This window comes from Legionella stuttgartensis, from assembly GCF_977063405.2.
In genome coordinates this window covers 63214-83044 of record NZ_CDRUHA020000055.1, presented here as the reverse complement: position 1 = coordinate 83044, position 19831 = coordinate 63214, and the positions used below count along the sequence as shown (strand labels likewise).

The window sequence follows — 19831 nt, the reverse complement described above, 5'->3', positions numbered from 1 at the left end:
GTTTCGTATTATTGCGAACAATTTGTTTTCCTATTGATTAAAAAGCAATATTTTTTTATCTGTTCAAATGAATTTTTTCTTAGCATAATGGGAACGCGATGTCAGTTTGGTAAAAATTTTTCCTCCGAATTGACTTTTGAGTAGGTTATTAATCCTTAAAGACACGTTCCTTGAGGATGTTTTTTTCAGATAAGGAATAAAAAATGAAAAGAATTGCTTTATTAATCATGGGATTGGCTCTAACTGGTGTGGCAATTGCAGAAAGCGCCCCCAAAGAGGAGGTACGGCATATTGTGACACTCAATGGTCTCACCCAAGGAGATGGCCGGTATATTCGCACTGATATTACTGAGAATGGTCAATATAAGTATGGCTATTATTTTTGTGGAACCCGTCATAGCGTAGTATATGGTGATATGGTGTTTGCAGATGAAGTGGGAGAGTCTTATCGTGTTGAACGAACGATTAAATTTTCGATTTGTCAGGATGAAACGTTAAGCGAGTGTCAAGAATTTGCAACCGATCAGTTTACTATTTTCAAGAATAAAGATGGATATTTAGAAACGGATAGTCGTCCAGTTTTGCCTATTAGTGTGGCCTCATTAAAAGATTCGTTTAAAGCATGTCAACCTAACCCAGAAGAAGACAATCGGATGAAGAAAGTAATCCACGCAGGGAGCAATTACCTGATTCGTAAAGGTTAATCAAGATTTTCCCTCTCCCAATTTTGGGGAGAGGGTAGGCTCTGGGCACCTTCTTCCCTCAATGAGAGAAGGAAATACTCACTTAATAGTCGTCCGGAATCGCTTACTCAATAAAATCGTGATGAAAATTCCAACTTTTTCCTTAAACCTAGAGCAAAAATAAATAGATTTTACTATAATGGCCCGCTGCTTTTTTTAAAATGAATATTATGTCCCAACCACGAACTTCGATTTTGCTTATTGGCTTATTATCAGCCTTTTCGTTACTTACCTTTGATCTTTATCAACCATCGTTGCCTTATATCACCAATTTTTTTGGTACCACGCATAGCTTAAGTCAATTAACCTTAAGTATTTATCTGTTTGTTTTTGGGGTGACCCAACTCGTTTGGGGACCATTGATCGATCATTTTGGACGACGTCGTTTGTTACCTGGAAGTTTAGTTCTTGCTGTTCTTGCCAGTTTAATCTGCGCTTTTGCGCCGAATATCTATGTACTCATTTTGGGGCGTGCGTTACAGGGATTTGCTTTATGCTGTGCAAATTTAATTGCTTTTTCAATCTCTCGAGACTTTGATGATACAGTTGAGCGTGCCAAGGTTCTGTCCTATGTTTCGATGATTGTTTCACTATCGCCCATCCTTGCTCCGGTACTGGGTTCGCTGATTTTTACCTATTATAGCTGGCAGGCTAATTTTATATTGATGGCTGTGATTGGGATAACACTCTTGCTGCAATCCCGTAAAGGATTATTTGAATCACCATTTTGGACCCAGCCTCAAGAACCTTTTATTGTTAAAAAAGTAATTAAAGCCTATCAAGAGATTATTCCATCTCCGACTCTCTGGAGTGGTTCTTTTATTATGATGTTTAGTTTTGCAGCGGTAATGCTTTCAGTGATTAATTCGTCCTATATTATTATTGAGCAATTTGGTTTTTCACCTTTGGCGTACGGGATTATTTTTATTATTAATGGATTAAATATTATTGTTGGCAACTACTTAGGTATTTGGCTTCGTAAATATTTCAGCATGGCATCGACCATTTATCTTGGAAGTTGGTTTATTATTACTGGTGGTTTTGCGATGTTAGTGTGCGCAGCCTTTTATGAATTCAATCTGTATGCTCTATCTTTTGCATTAATTTGTAATTTAGGGATTAGCTTAACTGCTCCAGCTACTATGTCGATCATGCTGGCTGATTATAAAGAGAATACTGGTCTGGCACTGGCCATAATTCATACCGTTCGCATGTTTGGTTCCTCTGTTTTAACAATCATCAGCGCCTATTTGCTGATGCAAACTCTAAATGCCTTACCTTTAGGATTAATTGCTTGTGGACTTGGAGCCCTTTATAGTTCTTGGCATTTCAATCGCTTAACAGCCGTGTCTGATAACTCTGGATTGGGTGAGGCAGAAGCTGCTTAGTACATGAGCTATTTACCCAAAGTCAATAAATCACGGTAAATAGCTACCAAAACTCGTCATCAGGGATGAATGATGCTCTTCTATGTGTAATTCTTAGAATTTCAGGATGTGCATGTGATATCATTTTGTTTTCACACGTAATTATTGTACACAATGAAAATAAAACTGTTTTTTTATGGATTATTAGTAAGTCTTCACGCTTTTGCCGCTCCTCGTTTTGTAACTGCTGAACCAGCTCCAGCGAGTCAGTATGAGATCAATGGACCCGCATTATGTGCAACTGCTAAAGAAACTCTGGCTTATTTAAATAAAGGGAACCATTATGATCCCCGTGTTATTCATGAGGGTAGTGTTTTCCCCGTACCTTTAGTCCGAGTCAAAGCAACGTTGATATTCATTTGTCAACACCAAAACGAATTGAACAATCCTGAGTTTATAAAAAAGCATTTTGATTTTGTTCGTTGGTATCCCGATCTGGAGCAAGCCAAGACTTTAAAGATGAAAAAATCACTTCTTGCTCATTTGCCCCAAGATAAAATTTTGATGACCAAGTATTATGTCCATCGTGCGAAAGCCTCAACCCAGCCTAGCGCAGCCTATCCATTTGCGCTTTACGGGCTTCCTCGAGATGAAGAATCATTAACACTCGAAGAGGCGGATGCAAAACCTGAACTGATACGTTTCCAATATGGGAAGCAAGCTATATTGAAAGGTGCATTGGCGCATAAAAATGTTCCTGCTTTGGCTTATCTCCATCGAGATGATCTGGAGGCGGCTTTAATGCAAGGTACTCTGGTCGCAGATTTTGGTCCGAATCATCAGACCCAAATTTTTAATGTTCATCGTTGCAACAATATTGCATATGACAAAGCTAAAAAACCTTATCAGCAAGAACGTTACTGGTATTTTAAACCGGTAGCAGGGATTAAAGGGTATGGAAAAGATGCAGATCATAAAATTACAGTAAATACAGAGGTCACTTTTGCCGCCGATCTCGAGCACTTTGGTTTAGGAAAACTGTTGTTGATACAATACCCAGATCGAGCAGGAAAAATGGTGACCCGAGCTGGTATTTTTGCTGATACAGGCGGTGCATTCCAAAACAATTTGTATCAAGTTGATTTTCTAGCGGGGAGTTATGCAGGAAGAGAAGCGTTCACCCAAGCAGCTCGCCATTTGCCCGATTATGTGGCTGCTTATTTTATGGTATTAAAAAAATGAAAATTTTCCTATTTTGCTCATTTTTCATAAGTTCTTTGGCCCATGCATTTTCTTGTTATGATTCGCAAACAATTCATCAGAAACCGATCCAATTTGATAAACAGCGGATAAAGTTAACCCGTCAGTATCAATTAGCTCATTATGGAATTGACTCTAAGTCAATTGAAATTGAGCCCAAAATGATCGTCTTGCATTGGACGTGTATTTCTACGCTCAAGACGACCTTTCGTGTATTTGATTCACCTACATTTCCGCAGAATTCTCCACGTATCAAAGAATTACCTGGTACTTTGAATGTCTCAAGTCATTTTTTAGTGGATCGTGATGGGAGTATTTATCAACTCATGCCCGAGAACTGGATGGCAAGACATGTTATCGGGTTGAACCATTATGCGATAGGTATTGAAAATATAGGGGGGATAGATGGTAAGGATGATCTAACCGAAGCTCAAACCAAAGCCAATGCATTTTTAGTGTGTTATCTCAAAAAGAAATATCCTGAAATAAAATATGTTATAGGACATAACGAATATTTGAATTTTAAAAACACGCCACTTTGGCTTGAACGCGATCCGAATTATCAAACCGATAAAGAGGATCCTGGCCCTGATTTTCGTAATCGCGTCATGAAATTAGTTGATGGTAGTAAAAATACATCACGCTGGATTGAGAACAATTTATAAGTTATTGCTATGGAACATCATCCTAATCCCTCATGTTTTTTTATTTTTGGCTTTGGTTATACCGCCGAGTTTTTAGCAAGAGAACTCTCTCAATTGAATTTGAACGTGGTTGGTACAACCCGAGATAAAGATAAAATTCTCAACGGGGTTCAAAAAGATTACAAGCTTATCGATTTTAATGGGGATGAAATTGCATATTACTTGAGTAAGGCAACCCACATTTTAGTCAGTATCCCCCCCTCAGAACAAGGCGATCCGGTCCTTTCCTGCTTTAGTGATTTAATGATGCAAAACAAAGCGCATATTCAATGGATGGGGTATCTTTCTTCTACAAGTGTTTATGGGGATCATCATGGTGCATGGGTAACGGAGGAATCGGACTCTAAAGCAGCAGAAATCCAAGGTAAATTAAGATTAGTTGCAGAAAATGAATGGATGATTTTTGCCAGAACACAGGAAATCCCACTTCATATTTTTAGATTGGCAGGAATTTACGGGCCGCATCGCAATGCGATAGAACGAATCCTTGGCGGAAAAAAAGTCAGTATTTATAAAGAGGGACAGGTCTTCTCCAGAATCCATGTTGCGGATATTGCTGCAGTCATTCGAGCTTCAATAAAGAATCCGCAACCTTATTCCATTTACAATGTTGCTGACGATGAACCAACCTCAGCGCATATCGTGGATGCTTATGCTGCATTATTACTCAATCGGCCGCCTTTGCCACTCCTCTCATATGAAACAGCAACCATGTCACCAATGGAAAAGCAATTTTATGCAAGTAATCGTCGGGTTTCTAATGCTAAAATTAAAGGGGAATTAAAGATTAACTTGCTTTATCCGTCTTATCGTGAGGGATTAACTCAACTTTTTAATGATAGTTATAAGGGAAAAAATTTAGCCCTTAGAACTCGTGATGAATAAAATTGCTACAATAAAATAAGTAATGTTTATAAGAGTCTGATTCAATGCATGGAGCGCGACTATGTCTGACGAATTATTAGATGTACTAGTAGTTGGGGCTGGACCGGTAGGTTTATTTTGTGCAAATGAATTAACTCGTCAGGGTTTGAATTGTCGGATAATTGATAAAAAATCAACACTTAGTGATAAATCCAAAGCATTGGCAATTCATATTCGAACACTTGACCTTCTTAGGGATTGTGGTTTTATTGAAGAAATCCTTATTCAAGGACAAAAAGTACATGGCGTTTTGTTTAAATCTAAAGGGCATGAGTTAATCGATGCAACTTACGAAAACGTTGAAGCAGATTATCATTTTGTTATTGATCTTCCTCAAAGCAAAACAGAACAAATTCTCCATCAAGGGTTGATTGATAGAGGATTACATGTTGAATGGCAAACCGAGCTTACGGAAATAGAACAAACATCCACTCATATCGTATCCACCCTAAAACATGTTGATGGGCATATCGAAACAGTTCAGGCGAGTTGGGTTATTGCGTGTGATGGTTCACACAGCACTTTAAGAAAGCAAGTTAATGCTGAATTTATAGGTTCTTCTTATAAGCAAACGTGGTGGCTTGCTGATGTGCTGATTGATTGGAAATTACCTGAAGATAAATTTATTCTGTATGTAAGTGACAAAGGCCCTGCTGCATGCTTTCCAATGGGTGAAAAACGGTACCGTATCGTAATGACTGCACCAGAAAAAAATAGGATCCAGGAACCCACAATGGAAGATATAGTACAGGCTTTTAAACTACGATGTACTGATAAAGCCTCGCTCCACGATCCGGTATGGATTAGCCAATTCGGTATCGATCACAAACAAATCCAAAATTATCGCTATGGTCGGGTATTTTTTGCAGGTGACGCTGCTCATGTTAATAGTCCTATGGGGGGACAGGGTTTAAACACTGGGTTACAAGATATCTACAATTTGGCTTGGAAATTAGCCCTTGTACACAAAGGGTTGGCGCATGATGCATTACTTGATAGTTACCACAGTGAACGTCACCCCATTGCTGCTGCTGTTTTAAAAAAAACGGGGGTAATGACTCATTTAATTATGATGACCAATCCACTGTTGATTGCTTTCCGTAATTTTATTTTACATACAGCCATGTCGTTTGATGCAATGAAAAATTTGGTCCTTAACGATCTTGCTGAGTTGAGCGTAAATTATGCTAAAAGCCCTATTGTAAAGGTTCTGGGTCAAAAGACACAGTTCAAAATAGGTGCGTTTCTTATTGATTTCCCTTTGATTGATGCTAAAAGTAAGGAGAAAAAGGAGCTACACCAAATAACCCAAGGAACACGGCATCATTTATTATTGTTTACTGGTCTTGTACCTAATCAATCCCTGCCCTTATTTGAGTTGGCAGCTGAAATGGAGCAGCGATTTAAAGGTTTAATCAAAACTCATATCCTATGTTCCAGTTCTGAAATGACATTACCAGTTGAAGAAATGTCTTTATTAATCGATGAGAATCAAAAAATGCATCAGTACTTTAAAATCAATCAAGCCACTGCTGTCCTGATTCGTCCTGATAAATACATTGGCTTAACCCAAATGCCAATCAATAAGGATGCATTACTGGGATATATTGAACGGACCTATTTGCAGAGAGATACTCGAATTTGACTCAGGATATACCCGTTTAGAACGCGCAGTTTGATCGCCATTGAAGACATTTTAATGCGCCATCTTTTGTATCTTTTGTTACATGCTTAAAAATTATATTATCTCAAACGTGAGTACGATTAATTTTCAAGAAAAAATAATAAACAGATTGTGATTTAAAATGTAAAATAGGTTGTAATCAACCTAAAAATAGAATAAAAATTTGCATAATGCTTTGTACAATTTATTGGTACAAAAAATTTACACCCCTTATCCAGGCCGCAAACCTTCATAAAACTATGGACTGTTACATGCTGATAGGGAAATATCTAACGTACATTGATCATATGAGTTGAAATACGTATAAAAGGGACACATTTATTAATATGTACGCTAAAAAATTGAATAAAAATAATGAGAAATGGATTAATACTTTATGAAAATAAAATTACTGGCGCAACGCGTCAATATTTTAAGGAAAAAAAGTTCCTTACTATGTTGGCTTTTTAGTTTTGTGTTTTCAGTGAATGGTTTTGCGACTCCAAGTGATGCAGAACTGATTAAAAAACTACAATCTATTGAAAAAAATTCGAATACAGTAATGGGAATTACTGCCATTTATATAGAGAAGAATAAGATCATTGAACATAATAGCTCCCAGCGTTTTTTCATGGCGAGCACCATTAAGTTACCCATTGCGATGGCTTTTTTACACCGGGTTGATGAAAAAAAAGATTCATTAGATCGTGTCATTAAAATGGACTCACGTAATTCAGTTCCTGGTTCTGGAGCATTGCATTATTTATTTGAAAAGAAGAAACTCAGCATTTCCTTGAAACAAATATTGATGCATACACTCAAAAATAGTGATAACAGTGCAAGTGATGCCTTATTGCAGGCAGCTAATGGACCTAAATATGTAGCAAAACGGATGAGTGCACTAGGATTCAAAAATACTTTTATTAATCGATCCATCATGGAAATGTTTTTGGATACAAATCACGTCGATCATTCATTTTTAAGAAAACGCCAACCCATCTCTTCCTGGCAAAAAATATCCAATCGTGTGCCTCTTAAAGAAAAACAGCAAGCATGGCAACGTTTTGAAAAAGATATACGCGACACCACAACGCCTGATGACATGGCAAAGTTACTCGTGAAATTATATAAAAAGGAAGCGCTTTCAGAATCGAGTACGGATCTTCTGATGAAGATTATGGAGCAATGTCGCACGGGCCGCAGTAGAATAAGAGGATTACTACCGGCCAATGTAAAAGTAGCTCATAAAACAGGAACTTGGTCAATTTATGAACGGGATTATTTAAGATATCCCGGCTCTAAGAAACTGTATCGTTTTGTCAGTGATGTTGGGATTATTACTTTGCCCAAAAATAAAGGGCACATTGCAATTGCAGTATATGTCAAATCAAAATCAGCGAGTGATTATCCTCGAAGCCGCGCTATTGCCCTTGCAAGTCGCGCTATTTATGATCATTTTATGAAATCATAATATTGAGTGTTGCACCCAGGCTACGATTTTCTGAGTTGTAGTCTGGGTGAAGGTGATACCGTAACCTGGGAGCTATATATCACCTCAATCCGAATCCGTTAAGTCGCTCCACGTATGAACTCCTCAAAAAAATGTTAGAAAAGCTCTTTTTTTTCGTATACCCTGTCATAAAAATAAACTTTGATAACAAGGAGGTTGCAATGCGTCGTAGTTGGACTTTGATTATTAATGCACTCATTTATTTGTTCATGAGTTTCGGTCTATATGCTCAGTTACCCATGGATTATCAGGAATTATCTGCTGCAGAAAAGCAAAATTTATTATGGAATGAAATCACTTTAAGTAATGAAGAGGATCAACTGCCTCCATTAACGGGTAGCAGCTTTAATGAAGTACTCGAGAAATTAAAAGGTCTATTTAACTTAAAACCTACATTTGATTATACCAGTGATGAATTGCCTGAGGGGCGAATAAAAATTATTCATGCAAATGGTTCAGTAGGAAAAATTACTTGGATTCCAGCCGCGGGCCATCCGTTCACCGGTATTTATAAATCCGGTGGAGTTGGGGTTGCGCGCCTTTCTCTGGCAACTCCACCTGCAGATGATAGTTACATCCCTGGAATGGCAATTAAAATTTTAATTTCTAAACATTCTTCGTTGAATTTACATGTCATGAATTTGCTTGAGGGACAAAAAGAGAATTGGAATTATTTTGCAAAAGATTTTTCTAATCAAATACCTCATCCTACCAGTTGGACATTAACTGCCATCGAGAAAATATTCGAATTCACTCGCGATCCAGCGAATAATCTGCCTCTATGGCATTTAGCTGCGTGGACAAGTGAAGGTAAATATAATGGCATTCCAGTATTCCCTGAGCGACTTTATTTCAGACCAACGAGCTTAGTCAACGATTTGATTCCAGAAACTTCTCGAGAAGACTTCAGAATTTCTTTCTTACAAGTACCTATGGGGCCTATCTATGATATATATGGAGAATATCAAGGTACAGAGTACCACATAGGAACATTAGTATTGGAAAGTCCTTTATTGGCTTCAAATTATGGTGATAAAAAATTATTTTTCCAACATCAACGATAAATAAGACGATCATTCGTAGCCTGGGTGAAGGCGTAGCCGTAGCCCGGGAGCTAGTTCATTTCATCCCTTCATCCTGAGGCGTTTACTACGAAGGATCTCCTAGTTTTAGCGTTATATGATCTAGTGCCACGGATTGGGGATCCCTCACTACGCTCGGGATAACAGGCTAAAGGATATACGCTGCGCTGCACCTAAACTTCGATTTTATTATTCATTTAGTTTTAATTCGTTAAACCCACAGCTGGAGCGAATATTATTTCTTCTTCTTTCGAGGCAATGATTAATTCTTTTGGACTGAGTTTGTTGTGCGTGTTCAACTCAATGGATGAGATTGGGGGTGGTAGTACAGGTCTGCCAAGAAGACTTAGTTTTCTTATACTGCTGTTTAATTCGTTATCTGGAGGAGTTTTTGTGGACTCAGGTTTATTTCGTTCTTTATGTTCTAAGCGGCCCTCATCTGAATTGAGTACTTTATATCTTAAAACATTGCGCAGATAAAATTCTGCAGCTGTTTTATCCACAGTTTTATTGCGATTTTCAATGAGATAGCGAAATACCTGGTCGATTTGTTTCTCTTCAGTTTTACGTGCTTCCTTACCACAGAGTGTATCTAGATTGAAAATATGTGCTAAGAGGCTCTGAAAACCATCATGTCCATGAACATAGCTAATGCGGTAGTTATTGTGTGTTTCAGGTCTTGCTGTTTCGGTTTCTTTTGTTAGATCCCAGCGATTCCAGAAAAGATACACTAAAGGCCATGCGGCTCTTTCTTGTTCTGACATATTGGTTCTGTCGTGAATTGCATCCGTATGAAACAGTGTGTGAACGCTATTATTCTCAAGATAGGACTGAAATTGATGATTAATTCGCTCAATAGTTGCCGCTAAAGCCTCAGCGGTGGAGTCATCATAGTGTGCACCTATCTTTTGGGCCATCAATTGAATGGCATCAAAACGGATGGGAGCGTGACTAAATAATGTAATCCCTTGTTCATTGATTGTATAGTCCAGAATTTTTAAGGTGGGTTTATAGCTTTCATTCACTAAATGGGTTAGCTCTTCATGGGAAATAATATTGTTTTCGAGCAAAAGCTTAAGCCCCCAGAACGAGGGAATTTGAAAATCACCTATATAACCTGCAGGCAAAAAGGGATTTCCAGCCATGAATTGCTCGAACGCGTAAATAAACTCGCTTCCATGATTAGAAACAAGAATATTTAATGGGCAATGATTTCGTTGGAGCAAATTAAGAATTCTGAATGTGAAGTAATCACAATTTCCACGATCCGTAACTTCATCACCAATGAGACGAATCATGGTTTGATTATCACGGACTTCTATTTGGTCCATGAAGTGATTAAATTGGGCAACACAGAGAGACAGCTTATCTTTAGGCTCAGCTAGTTTTTGTTTTAATTTTAAGTGCTCTTCTTCAGCGTTTTGTAACTTTTCTAGGGTCTGTTGCCGTAATTGGGCTAAGGCTTGATTTTGTTGAATTTCATTATTTGTTTCAAGGAGTACTTGTTTATTAAGATTTGCAAGGCGTTCTTTGGCATTATCTATTTTGGCTTGTGTTAATTGTAAAAGGGTACGGTTTTCCAAATATTCTTCAAGGATCTCACCATATTGTTCATAAAGTGTTACGAATTGATGATATGCTTGTTCAGTATTTTCAACAGTATCTTTAAATTTAACGATTTGATGGCGAAAAAGGAAATGGATGAGCTTGATTGGATTGCCATGTAAATCGCCGAGGGTGATGGAGCCTAAATTGGGTTCCAATTCATTTGGATACTTATAAATATCAACATTTTTATTTATAAGATGGTTAGTCATCCATTAACCTAGGTTCAGCGATCTTTATTAAAAGAAAATAATTGATCCGCTTAAAAATATCAAATAAAGGTATCCCTTATTATTTTAGAATGAGCATCATCAAATTTAAAAATGAAAGGCAGATAATCACGCCAAAGGTCAAAATCATTCCTCGGAAACGAAACTTTAGATGATGTTTTTCCTGAAGAAAAGCATATGCATGAAAAAATCGCCCCAAGAAGAAGAAAAAAACCAAGATGGACAAGACTATCCAGTTTGTATTGTTTGCTTCTGCACAAAAAAGCAATATTAACGTAAGCGGAACATATTCGCTAAAATTACCATGAGCTCTTATTGCTTTTTCCAGCTCAACACATTCTTTACAGCCAAGAGAAACTTTATATTTTCGACGCAAGGACACAACATACATTGAGAGATAAACATACGCTAGAGCGAATAAAGAACTGCTTAGGGTTGTTAGCGGATACATTTTATTCCTCCAATAAAAATGAATTTATAAAATCATCAAAGCACTGCTGAACTTGTTCAAAAGCGAGTAACCATGGTAAATGGCCTACTTTAGTAATTATTTTATTGATAGTGTTTTTTCCTTGAAAGCTTTGGTTTTCGACAAAGATTTTGGGCGGACAAATAAAGTCATGTTCGCTTGCAATCGTCAGTGTTGGGATTGATTTTGGAATCCATTTGCTGGAGTAATTAGGATAAAAATGTTCAATTGCATGATAATAAGCTGCATTATTAAATGCAAAAAGAGCAATGATTTTCTCTCCACCCGCCAATTCATCAGATGTAAAGCAATAATATTTATAAGTGTTCCAAAATTCTTTATAGGTTTCGTTAGATGGGTGCAAATGATATTGACTGGCTGCAGGAACCAGATCGGGTAACTGATGCAGTTCTTGCATTGCACTTACATGTTGGAAAAAACTGTTTTCGGTCGTGGTATTCATTAATACCAATCCGGTCAGATGGGACTCTAGCTCGGGTATGTTTAACGCGAACATTCCTGAAAAACTGTGGGTTACCAATACCGGCTTGGAAAACGATTTTAATAAATCAATTAAACCGTCTTGCCAAGATGGGATGCTGAGTTCGCCTTGGGTATTTGTGCCATCTTTAGGGAAGTCTAAAAGAAAAATGGATCCGGGTAAATCTAATGTGTCACATAAATTAGTGAGGTATTCCGAACCCAAGCCTGGACCCGCAGGTAAAAAGAGCCAGGAATAGCCAGAACCTTCAGTCAGTTGTTTTATCCTATAACCAAATTTAGTGTATTTCATGCGTTAGATTACCTCTTTTTATCAAGGTGTTATCATAACATATGGATTAGTTGAATTAATGTCACCTTAGCATTTATAGTGAATTTAGGAGTTCTATAATGCAACAGAAGTACAGGGAGTGTATTGTGAAAAAAACATCTCACATCGTTTTTTTATGTCTTTTTTTAATTTCGGCTCATGTACATGCGAATTATCTTAGATACAGTGGTAAATGTCAGTTTGCACTAACTCGCGATAGATATGCTTATTGTTTAGAAAAAGAGATGGTTTTTTATGACAATCAATTTAGCCAACTCTATAGTAATTTAACGCCTAATGTATCCCTTGCTGCAACAGAAGCATTAGCAACACAGGTAGTAGAACCGAATTGTGATGCGATAGCAATGAGAATTGGTGCTGGTTTGGAATATCATATTGCGTTTCGTACTTGCATGATTTACATCACCAAAGAAAAAATTGCCTGCATTAAGCGATTTATCCCCTGCCAAACATGTTGGGGGAGAAAATGGGTTAACTCATTAAAAAAACCTTTGTTGTTCTTAGAGAATGTTTCTATCAATATGTCTGATCCAAGTTGAGAGATCTTCTATCTTAACCGGCAAAGAATCCCGGGTTTCGCTACGCTTCACCCGGGCTACGGTTTCAACAGTTCAAGCATTTTTAATGTGCAGGTTCAGATGCAGGTGCTTGTGTAGACGCTGGTGCTGGTTCAGATTTGGAAGCAGAAGCTGTACTTTCGGCGCACGCATCAGCAATAGTATCAATTTCTGCATAATATTGTTTGTCTGTCATATCATTGGATCTTTTGAGCAAATCCGTTAATTTGGGTTTAGCACAATCGCAATAAGTAGTGATTAATTTTTTATCTTCATCAGATTGTTTGGGGATAACTAGGGCCCATCGATTCTGACAATAATCAGCAACATCAGTATCTTTTGCTTTATCTAAGCCAATGTCATCTTCTATAGAATCCATCGCATCGTGGAGTAATGTTCTTGAGATACACGCCTGAGCTGCTTTTTGAACCGCTGCTTCACTATCTAATGGTTGTTTTGAGGCACAAGCACAATATTTTTCCCCAAAATTTTTAAAATCTACTTTGTCTTTAACTTCATCTGCTTTTTTCATCCAGGCATTAGTACAACGAGATTGGAAATCCTCGGCAGTGTCAGCATAAGTAGATAAGGAACACAGCATTGCAAGAATAGATATACCGATTCCTTTTAAAAAGAAACGATTCATAGTCAGTCACTCCTTGTGATTGTAAATTTTATTATTTCCTCATTGAGGATAGCCAATGTCGTACAGGTAATCTATAGAATTTTCAAAAATTTAGTTTTTTCTTCTTTTAAATAGAGTTATATCAGTTACATGTGGCTCTTATTGGGTAAGGCCCTAAATTGTTAACTTGTGCCTGAGTACCGAGATCTGCCAAGACAGGAATTTGTTGCATGTTGGTTACTGTTGAGACTAAAAAATCACCTTGTTTAAACGTAGTTCCATTGAATGTGCCTTTTCCACGAATTATCTGAATAGAAATCTGGTTTTTCGTGCTTGAAACGGCATGTATTTCACAGAGCATGGATATTTTTTGTTTCGTGGTATTCGTTAAAACAGAAGATTTATAAGGTTCAAGATTTATTTCAATGAGTGAAGCAAAAACAGAAGTATTTACTAAAAACAGGATGCTATATAAAACTTTATTCATAAACCGGTGCATAATCGTCCTTATTCCTGAATCAATATCAAAGCTTTTATAACTTGCATTTCCTCTTTTAATGCTGCGTTAAAATCTCTTTGCTGTGCACTAAAATAAAAATTACAGTTTAGGCAATTGCTCAAATGAAAATCTAGAATATATCGCAATTTCAAATAAGACAAAATTAAAAACTTAAAATGATCCTTTTACGATTGTATTTCGAAAAGCTGAACATCTCAGCCCCGATACTTTTGAATCATTCTGCTATCGAGCCTGACTCGGCTTTTAGGTGGTCAGTAGGAATTGTTGATTATTTTTCCGTTGCAGCGCATCCAAAAACTCTCTAACGGTATGGACTTTTTCACCAACCAGCTCATCGGCTTTACCCGCCTTAATAAACGCTCTTAATTCTTTACCTAAATTACCGTTTCTCAAAGTAGCTACATGCTGGGTTAAATCAATTCTCTTCCCTTTTAAGGCTTCGCTTAAGTCATTAACAGCATCATTTTTTTGTTTTAAGCTTTTCTGGAAACATGTAAAAAAGCTATGAAAATAGTCTTTAGGTTTCCCTTTAGAATCAACTATCTTATTTCTATCTTCAAGATAACCAGAAAGAAGGGCGTTAATGTCATATTCTCTGACTTTTTTCTGATTTTTCAGGGAAGCATACCCTTGGATAATCTCTTTAATGCTTGCCCCGTGCTTCACGCGGTATTCTTCAACCTTTTCATGATTACCCGCTAAAATATAACTTTGCACGATGGCATCAGTATTTTCTTGGGTATGGTATTCTTCCACTTGCTCATGATATCCACCCAAAGCATAACCTTGAGCAATTGCCGGAAAGCCTGCATGTAATCGCGTACGAAATTCTTTAACTTTTTCATGATTCCCCGTTATCGCATAGCCTTGAGCAATTGCATCAACTATATTAGTGCCGACCCCAGGTAAAAAAATATAATCTTCAACTTTTTTATGATTCCCTACTATTGCATAATTTTGAGCAATGACGTTAGGGCTTGCGCCCAGATAACGGTAATATTCAACTTTTTTATCATTTCCTGCCAAAACATAATATTTGGCAATTGCGTGCACACTTACCTGATGATGTTTACGATATTCTTCAACTTTTTCATGATTACCGGCGAGCGCATAACCTTTAGCAATGACACTAGGAGCGGCGCTATGTTGTATTCGGTACTCTTCAACTTTTTCATGATTATTGGCAAAAGCATAGCCTTCAGCAATGGCATTGGCACTTGCATTATGTTCCCTTCGGTATTCTTCTACCTTTAGATGGTTGCCCGTTATCGCATAGCCTTTGGCAATTGCATCTACACTTGCGTTATACATTGTTCGATATCGTTCAACATTAAGATGATTTCCTGCTCTGGCGTAACCTTCTGCGATTGCATCGATACATGATTTTTTCTGGCTTAATTCTCGATACTGTTCAACTTTTGGTGTATTTCCAGATAACGCATAACCTTTAGCAATGCTATCAATGTTTGCATGCAGTTCTAGATAATCTTCAACCCTTTTATGGTCTCCTACAACAGCATACGCTTCCGCAATCTCATGAACGCTTGCATTATAGTCCCTGTGATAATCTTCAACTTTTTTATATTTTCTTGCAAAAGCATATCCTTTAGCAATTGCATGGACACTTGCACCTTTTTTTCGATAATCTTCAACGTTTAGATAATAAATATCTCCAGCAGATGCATAGCCTTGGGCAATTAAATCAACGCTTGCTTTATGAGTGTCACGATATTGAGCGACTTTAGTATGCTTTCCAGCTAACGCATAAGCATAAGCAATGTGATCAACGCTTGCTCCTAGTTCACGCAACCACTCTACTTGTTGAATGTGTCCCTTAAATGCTAATGCACCTGCAGGAGTAATTAATGGGTTGACTCCTCTTTTTTCATCAAGATGTAATTCTTTTAATTTTGACTCAAGCTTTAATTTTTCTAATTTCGAGCATAAGTCTTCTTTGGATTTTGCATCGAGTGCTGCGTTATAAATTTTGTTGAACATAAGTGGAATTTAAATGATCAATAATGGGCATAATTGTACATCAGTTGATCTTATTAGTCGATCTGTATTATTTTCATAAATGCATGAATTAATAAATTAAGAAGAATTGAAAAGTTGAACGTCTCATGTAAAAATTTCGGGTGGAAATTTTGGACTTAAATTTATAGGGATAATCACATGCTAAAAAAATTTCTTATCATTGCTTCTTCTTTCTTGTTATCATTCTCAGCTTACAGTATGCCCGAAGATGAAAAAGCCTATCTTGCTAACCAATGTCATGAAGTGTCGCAAAAAATCGAAGCATTAAGTGTCGATCAAACAAACTCGTGCTCATCCATAATTCTAGAGTCTGCGAAATTAGTAGACCGTAGCGGGCAGTTCATATTAAAAGAATATTGGTTTAACGCAAGGACTGATTTGCATCGTTCCTATAGATTATTAGCGGATACGAATAAAATGAATTGTAAATCAGCCACAGAAATTTCTATTGCCCAAAAAGGGATTGATGACATTTTAGAACAATTATACGGGTTAGAATAAGCCAAAATTGGAAAGGGCGTCTATTATTTATAATGTTTTTTGACGGCTCAATCTTTAGCAAAAGGAAAAGCAAATGAAAATTATTGTAGTCGGTGGAACTGGAATAATAGGTGAAGCAGTGTGTAAAGAACTCTCACAACGTCACACAGTGGTTACCGTCGGACATACAAACGGTGATTTTCAAGCAGACATTAGAGATAACCATTCAATTGAGAAGCTCTACCAATCAGTAGGCTCGTTTGATGCCGTTGTTTCTGTCACTGGGGAAGTGTACTTTGAAACATTAACGAACTTCACTGAAGAACAATATACTGTTGGCTTGAATAGTAAGTTAATGGGACAAATAAGACTGGTATTAGTTGGTCTTAAATACATCAATAAGTGCGGTTCATTTACTTTGACAAGCGGTGTTTTAAGTCATGATCCAATTCCAATGGGAACATCTGCGTCGATGGTTAATGGTGCTATCGATTCTTTTGTCAAAAGTGCAGCGATTGAAATGCCTCATCATATTCGTATCAATTCAGTCAGTCCTACAGTTATATCGGAATCAATGAATCGATATGCACCTTTTTTTCGTGGTTTTGAATCGGTGCCAGCAAGTCGCGTTGCTCTGGCTTTTAGCAAAAGTGTCGAAGGTGCACAAACCGGGATGGTCTATTCAGTAGTGTAAATTTGAGGGTGCACACATAATTGGCTTTATGGCTCCCGTGACCTAGCAATTGAAGGATATTTTAATATGTTGGCTAGAAAATTTTGGTTTTGTTTGTTTTCCTATCTTTTTGCTGGAGAAATTGGGGCCGCTATTCCTGCTGATTTTATGTTTCATAATAAACCCGTCGATGCGTTGTGTTTTTTTAATATGGAAGGAAACGAAATTGATCTGAACCAATGCGGATTGGCTAAAGAAAAATATGTCATGAAAGGACAAAATTCTAAGCTCATTGAGAAAGGTTATATAGGCTATAATTGGCAAGATCCGCAGTTTTCAGACTCTGCGCAAGGTTACAGCTATTATAAGTTCTTTAATGCTGGAGAGAAATTATATTGGCTTTACACCATTAATAGTGGTGGTGGTACAGGAGATTTTACTGCCATTCATCTCGTAAAGAGAAAAGAGGCAGATATTTTGGATCTTGAAACTTTGGCAGGTGGTGATCGGTGCAATGGCGGCTTACAAGACGTGTCAGAAGTCCATAACCACTTAAGCTTTAGTCAAAATCTTACCGCCTATGATCTTGTTGCATTATCCAAAGCGTCTCCTCCTAAGATTAAAGCCTATGATGATTTGGCAGCATGTGCTATTTGCTGTGTTGCTAAAGCATATTATAAAGTGAACTCCGATGCGCAGCTGAAATTGGATTATGTTGATTTAGGAACTATTGCAGATAGCAAAGAAATGCCTGATCAGGGGGCTCTTCAATCATGCTTTAATCAATTACTCTTTACTTATGTTGCAACAGGAAATATCAAGTTAAAACAAAATACATTAGATGAGTTAGTAGCAAAATTTTATCAAACATGTAAAAAATCGAGTTAACGCTAGGTATAAAATTTTTATAATCGAGCTTTTATCCACCTCTCAGGGGGATAAAGGCTCAGTTAAAGCCTAGGGATTGCTTAGTGGAGCACTTTACCCTTGGGATCCTTAACAGTTTCCTTGCCATTAGATTAACTTGTACTGAGGAACCATCTGTATTAGTGATAATCTTGGTTCCATCGGGCTTATAGACAACGGAAGAATGATCCGTATTGGTAATAATTTTTGTGCCATCCGGTTTTTTTTTGTACGCTAGACCCATCGGCATTGGTTATAATTTTGGTACCATCTTTTTTCTCAACCACAGATGAATGGTCTGCATTAGTAATTATCTTAGTGCCGTCGGCTTTTATTTCTACTGAAGAACCGTCAGAATTTTTAATTAATTTAGACTGCTCTGCGTACGACGCTGCGCTCAAAAACCCTAAAACAAAACAATACCATTACCTCGAAAAAATGTTTGATTAATTCTGGAAAGACCAAACGATAAGTGTTCATATGCTATCCTTTCCTTGATTTAGAGTACTATCAAGTATAGTCGTAAAACTTTGTTGGAGTATGTTTGGAGCATGTTGGCTTTTATTTAATCCAAACACATTTATTCTTATAACGTGTGACAGTTTAGTACTCTCCTTAATTCTTAATTTGAGCTATGCTTATTTCAAATAGGTCTACGCGCAATATTGGGGGCTAGAGTCATCTAGGAGAATACCAAGAATGAGTTATTTTAATGCAAAGGACCCAATATGTGAGACTCAAGGATGTCCGCAGCAAGTTAGGGTAGCGTTGCTCCCGCGAGCAGTTGATCTGGGTGGATTTCAAGTCGATCGCATAATACCCTCTAAGGAGAAAAAGACTGTAGGTCCTTTTGTTTTTTGGGATCAAGCAGGACCAAGCGAACTGCTTACTGGCAAGGGAATTGACATACTCCCTCATCCACATATTGGTTTATCAACCATGACGTATCTATTTTCTGGGAAACTGGAACATCGAGATACGCTTGGCAGTCATCAAATTATTATTCCTGGTGAAGTGAATCTAATGACTGCTGGACGAGGGATAGCTCATTCAGAACGTACACCACGTGAGACTCGTTTCTTCCCACATCATTTTTTTGGCATCCAATGCTGGTTGGCATTAACTCTTAACAAAGAAGAAACCAATCCTTCATTTACACATTATGATAAAAGTGCCATTCCTATATATAATGATAAAAATATGAGTTTGCGGATTGTGACTGGGGAATGGATGGGATTGAAATCAGCGGTTATCACTCCACATGATGCGCTTTTTGTTGAATGCAAACTAAAGCCTGATACTCAATTTAGCATTCCATCCACAGTAGAAGAGCGAGCAATTCATCTTTTAAGTGGTAAGATAACTATTGATGATACTGAATATAACGCTACAAGAATGCTCATTCTCAAAACAGGAGTTGAAATCAAAATCACAGCGACCTCTGAGGTCCATATGATTATCTTGGGTGGCCCACCACTTGAACAACGGCGATATATTTGGTGGAATTTTGTAGCCAGTTCGAAAGAACGAATTGAGCAAGCAAAATTGGATTGGAAAGAAGGAAGATTTGGCGCCATACCCGGCGATGATAAAGAATTGATACCTTTGCCAGAATAAACAGTTGTTGCAGTTCCAGTTATAGAT

19 protein-coding genes are annotated in these 19831 nt (G+C 37.4%); 13 read left to right on the top strand and 6 right to left on the bottom strand.

Annotated elements, in window-relative coordinates:
• Positions 1–203 precede the first annotated feature (203 nt).
• From ACWTEW_RS13410 to ACWTEW_RS13375, 8 genes are all read left to right on the top strand, one after another.
• Complete coding sequence (locus ACWTEW_RS13410) at positions 204–704, top strand: hypothetical protein (RefSeq protein WP_454782148.1); 501 nt, start codon at positions 204–206, stop codon at positions 702–704.
• Between the two features lie 209 nt (positions 705–913).
• A complete protein-coding gene (locus tag ACWTEW_RS13405) occupies positions 914–2131 on the top strand; it encodes a multidrug effflux MFS transporter (protein ID WP_454782147.1) in 1218 nt (405 codons plus the stop codon).
• A 153-nt stretch (positions 2132–2284) separates the two neighbouring features.
• Positions 2285–3352 carry a hypothetical protein gene (locus ACWTEW_RS13400; protein WP_454782146.1) on the top strand — a complete coding sequence of 356 codons (1068 nt, stop codon included), beginning with the start codon at positions 2285–2287 and terminating at the stop codon, positions 3350–3352.
• Positions 3349–4035 carry an N-acetylmuramoyl-L-alanine amidase gene (locus tag ACWTEW_RS13395; protein WP_454782145.1) on the top strand — a complete coding sequence of 229 codons (687 nt, stop codon included), beginning with the start codon at positions 3349–3351 and terminating at the stop codon, positions 4033–4035. Before ACWTEW_RS13400 ends, ACWTEW_RS13395 begins: the two co-directional genes overlap by 4 nt.
• Positions 4036–4044: 9 nt before the next feature.
• Positions 4045–4959: an NAD-dependent epimerase/dehydratase family protein gene (locus ACWTEW_RS13390; protein ID WP_454782144.1), complete on the top strand. Its 915-nt coding sequence runs from the start codon at positions 4045–4047 to the stop codon at positions 4957–4959.
• A gap of 61 nt (positions 4960–5020) precedes the next feature.
• Positions 5021–6643 carry an FAD-dependent monooxygenase gene (locus tag ACWTEW_RS13385; protein WP_454782143.1) on the top strand — a complete coding sequence of 541 codons (1623 nt, stop codon included), beginning with the start codon at positions 5021–5023 and terminating at the stop codon, positions 6641–6643.
• Between the two features lie 415 nt (positions 6644–7058).
• Positions 7059–8132 carry a class A beta-lactamase gene (gene bla / locus ACWTEW_RS13380; RefSeq protein ID WP_454782142.1) on the top strand — a complete coding sequence of 358 codons (1074 nt, stop codon included), beginning with the start codon at positions 7059–7061 and terminating at the stop codon, positions 8130–8132.
• A gap of 200 nt (positions 8133–8332) precedes the next feature.
• The gene (locus tag ACWTEW_RS13375; protein ID WP_454782141.1) at positions 8333–9235 is read left to right on the top strand and encodes a hypothetical protein; all 903 of its coding nucleotides are present in this window, start codon (positions 8333–8335) and stop codon (positions 9233–9235) included.
• Between the two features lie 221 nt (positions 9236–9456).
• Here ACWTEW_RS13375 and wip read toward each other — a convergent pair whose 3' ends face one another.
• The 3 genes from wip to ACWTEW_RS13360 form a co-directional block, all read right to left on the bottom strand.
• Positions 9457–11070 carry a Dot/Icm T4SS effector Wip gene (gene wip / locus ACWTEW_RS13370; RefSeq protein WP_454782140.1) on the bottom strand — a complete coding sequence of 538 codons (1614 nt, stop codon included), beginning with the start codon at positions 11068–11070 and terminating at the stop codon, positions 9457–9459.
• A gap of 79 nt (positions 11071–11149) precedes the next feature.
• Positions 11150–11539: an MAPEG family protein gene (locus tag ACWTEW_RS13365; protein WP_454782139.1), complete on the bottom strand. Its 390-nt coding sequence runs from the start codon at positions 11537–11539 to the stop codon at positions 11150–11152.
• Position 11540: 1 nt separating this feature from the next.
• Positions 11541–12350 (bottom strand): alpha/beta hydrolase, encoded by an 810-nt coding sequence (locus ACWTEW_RS13360; RefSeq protein WP_454782138.1) that lies wholly within the window; start codon positions 12348–12350, stop codon positions 11541–11543.
• A gap of 125 nt (positions 12351–12475) precedes the next feature.
• Between ACWTEW_RS13360 and ACWTEW_RS13355 the strand changes: the two genes are divergently transcribed.
• Positions 12476–12928, top strand: coding sequence for a hypothetical protein (locus tag ACWTEW_RS13355; RefSeq protein ID WP_454782137.1), 453 nt, complete (start codon positions 12476–12478; stop codon positions 12926–12928).
• Positions 12929–13010: 82 nt separating this feature from the next.
• Here the strand turns inward: ACWTEW_RS13355 and ACWTEW_RS13350 are convergent, their stop codons facing one another.
• The 3 genes from ACWTEW_RS13350 to ACWTEW_RS13340 form a co-directional block, all read right to left on the bottom strand.
• Positions 13011–13592: a hypothetical protein gene (locus ACWTEW_RS13350; protein WP_454782136.1), complete on the bottom strand. Its 582-nt coding sequence runs from the start codon at positions 13590–13592 to the stop codon at positions 13011–13013.
• 121 nt (positions 13593–13713) lie between these two features.
• Complete coding sequence (locus ACWTEW_RS13345) at positions 13714–14058, bottom strand: hypothetical protein (protein ID WP_483099568.1); 345 nt, start codon at positions 14056–14058, stop codon at positions 13714–13716.
• Positions 14059–14334: 276 nt separating this feature from the next.
• Positions 14335–16089 carry a hypothetical protein gene (locus tag ACWTEW_RS13340; RefSeq protein WP_454782134.1) on the bottom strand — a complete coding sequence of 585 codons (1755 nt, stop codon included), beginning with the start codon at positions 16087–16089 and terminating at the stop codon, positions 14335–14337.
• A gap of 177 nt (positions 16090–16266) precedes the next feature.
• Here ACWTEW_RS13340 and ACWTEW_RS13335 point away from each other — a divergent pair, with 177 nt between their 5' ends.
• From ACWTEW_RS13335 to ACWTEW_RS13320, 4 genes are all read left to right on the top strand, one after another.
• The gene (locus tag ACWTEW_RS13335) at positions 16267–16629 is read left to right on the top strand and encodes a hypothetical protein (protein WP_454782133.1); all 363 of its coding nucleotides are present in this window, start codon (positions 16267–16269) and stop codon (positions 16627–16629) included.
• A gap of 73 nt (positions 16630–16702) precedes the next feature.
• Positions 16703–17302: a short chain dehydrogenase gene (locus ACWTEW_RS13330; RefSeq protein WP_454782132.1), complete on the top strand. Its 600-nt coding sequence runs from the start codon at positions 16703–16705 to the stop codon at positions 17300–17302.
• Between the two features lie 66 nt (positions 17303–17368).
• Positions 17369–18169, top strand: a complete 801-nt coding sequence (locus ACWTEW_RS13325) for a hypothetical protein (protein ID WP_454782131.1) — start codon at positions 17369–17371, stop codon at positions 18167–18169.
• A 717-nt stretch (positions 18170–18886) separates the two neighbouring features.
• A complete protein-coding gene (locus ACWTEW_RS13320; RefSeq protein WP_454782130.1) occupies positions 18887–19804 on the top strand; it encodes a pirin family protein in 918 nt (305 codons plus the stop codon).
• The last annotated feature ends 27 nt before the right edge of the window (positions 19805–19831 follow it).

Coding starts and splice junctions, on each gene's coding strand:
- ACWTEW_RS13410 (WP_454782148.1), top strand. CDS start 204: ATGAAAAGAATTGCTTTATTAATCATGGGATTGGCTCTAACTGGTGTG.
- ACWTEW_RS13405 (WP_454782147.1), top strand. CDS start 914: ATGTCCCAACCACGAACTTCGATTTTGCTTATTGGCTTATTATCAGCC.
- ACWTEW_RS13400 (WP_454782146.1), top strand. CDS start 2,285: ATGAAAATAAAACTGTTTTTTTATGGATTATTAGTAAGTCTTCACGCT.
- ACWTEW_RS13395 (WP_454782145.1), top strand. CDS start 3,349: ATGAAAATTTTCCTATTTTGCTCATTTTTCATAAGTTCTTTGGCCCAT.
- ACWTEW_RS13390 (WP_454782144.1), top strand. CDS start 4,045: ATGGAACATCATCCTAATCCCTCATGTTTTTTTATTTTTGGCTTTGGT.
- ACWTEW_RS13385 (WP_454782143.1), top strand. CDS start 5,021: ATGTCTGACGAATTATTAGATGTACTAGTAGTTGGGGCTGGACCGGTA.
- bla (WP_454782142.1), top strand. CDS start 7,059: ATGAAAATAAAATTACTGGCGCAACGCGTCAATATTTTAAGGAAAAAA.
- ACWTEW_RS13375 (WP_454782141.1), top strand. CDS start 8,333: ATGCGTCGTAGTTGGACTTTGATTATTAATGCACTCATTTATTTGTTC.
- wip (WP_454782140.1), bottom strand. CDS start 11,070: ATGACTAACCATCTTATAAATAAAAATGTTGATATTTATAAGTATCCA.
- ACWTEW_RS13365 (WP_454782139.1), bottom strand. CDS start 11,539: ATGTATCCGCTAACAACCCTAAGCAGTTCTTTATTCGCTCTAGCGTAT.
- ACWTEW_RS13360 (WP_454782138.1), bottom strand. CDS start 12,350: ATGAAATACACTAAATTTGGTTATAGGATAAAACAACTGACTGAAGGT.
- ACWTEW_RS13350 (WP_454782136.1), bottom strand. CDS start 13,592: ATGAATCGTTTCTTTTTAAAAGGAATCGGTATATCTATTCTTGCAATG.
- ACWTEW_RS13345 (WP_483099568.1), bottom strand. CDS start 14,058: ATGAATAAAGTTTTATATAGCATCCTGTTTTTAGTAAATACTTCTGTT.
- ACWTEW_RS13340 (WP_454782134.1), bottom strand. CDS start 16,089: ATGTTCAACAAAATTTATAACGCAGCACTCGATGCAAAATCCAAAGAA.
- ACWTEW_RS13335 (WP_454782133.1), top strand. CDS start 16,267: ATGCTAAAAAAATTTCTTATCATTGCTTCTTCTTTCTTGTTATCATTC.
- ACWTEW_RS13330 (WP_454782132.1), top strand. CDS start 16,703: ATGAAAATTATTGTAGTCGGTGGAACTGGAATAATAGGTGAAGCAGTG.
- ACWTEW_RS13325 (WP_454782131.1), top strand. CDS start 17,369: ATGTTGGCTAGAAAATTTTGGTTTTGTTTGTTTTCCTATCTTTTTGCT.
- ACWTEW_RS13320 (WP_454782130.1), top strand. CDS start 18,887: ATGAGTTATTTTAATGCAAAGGACCCAATATGTGAGACTCAAGGATGT.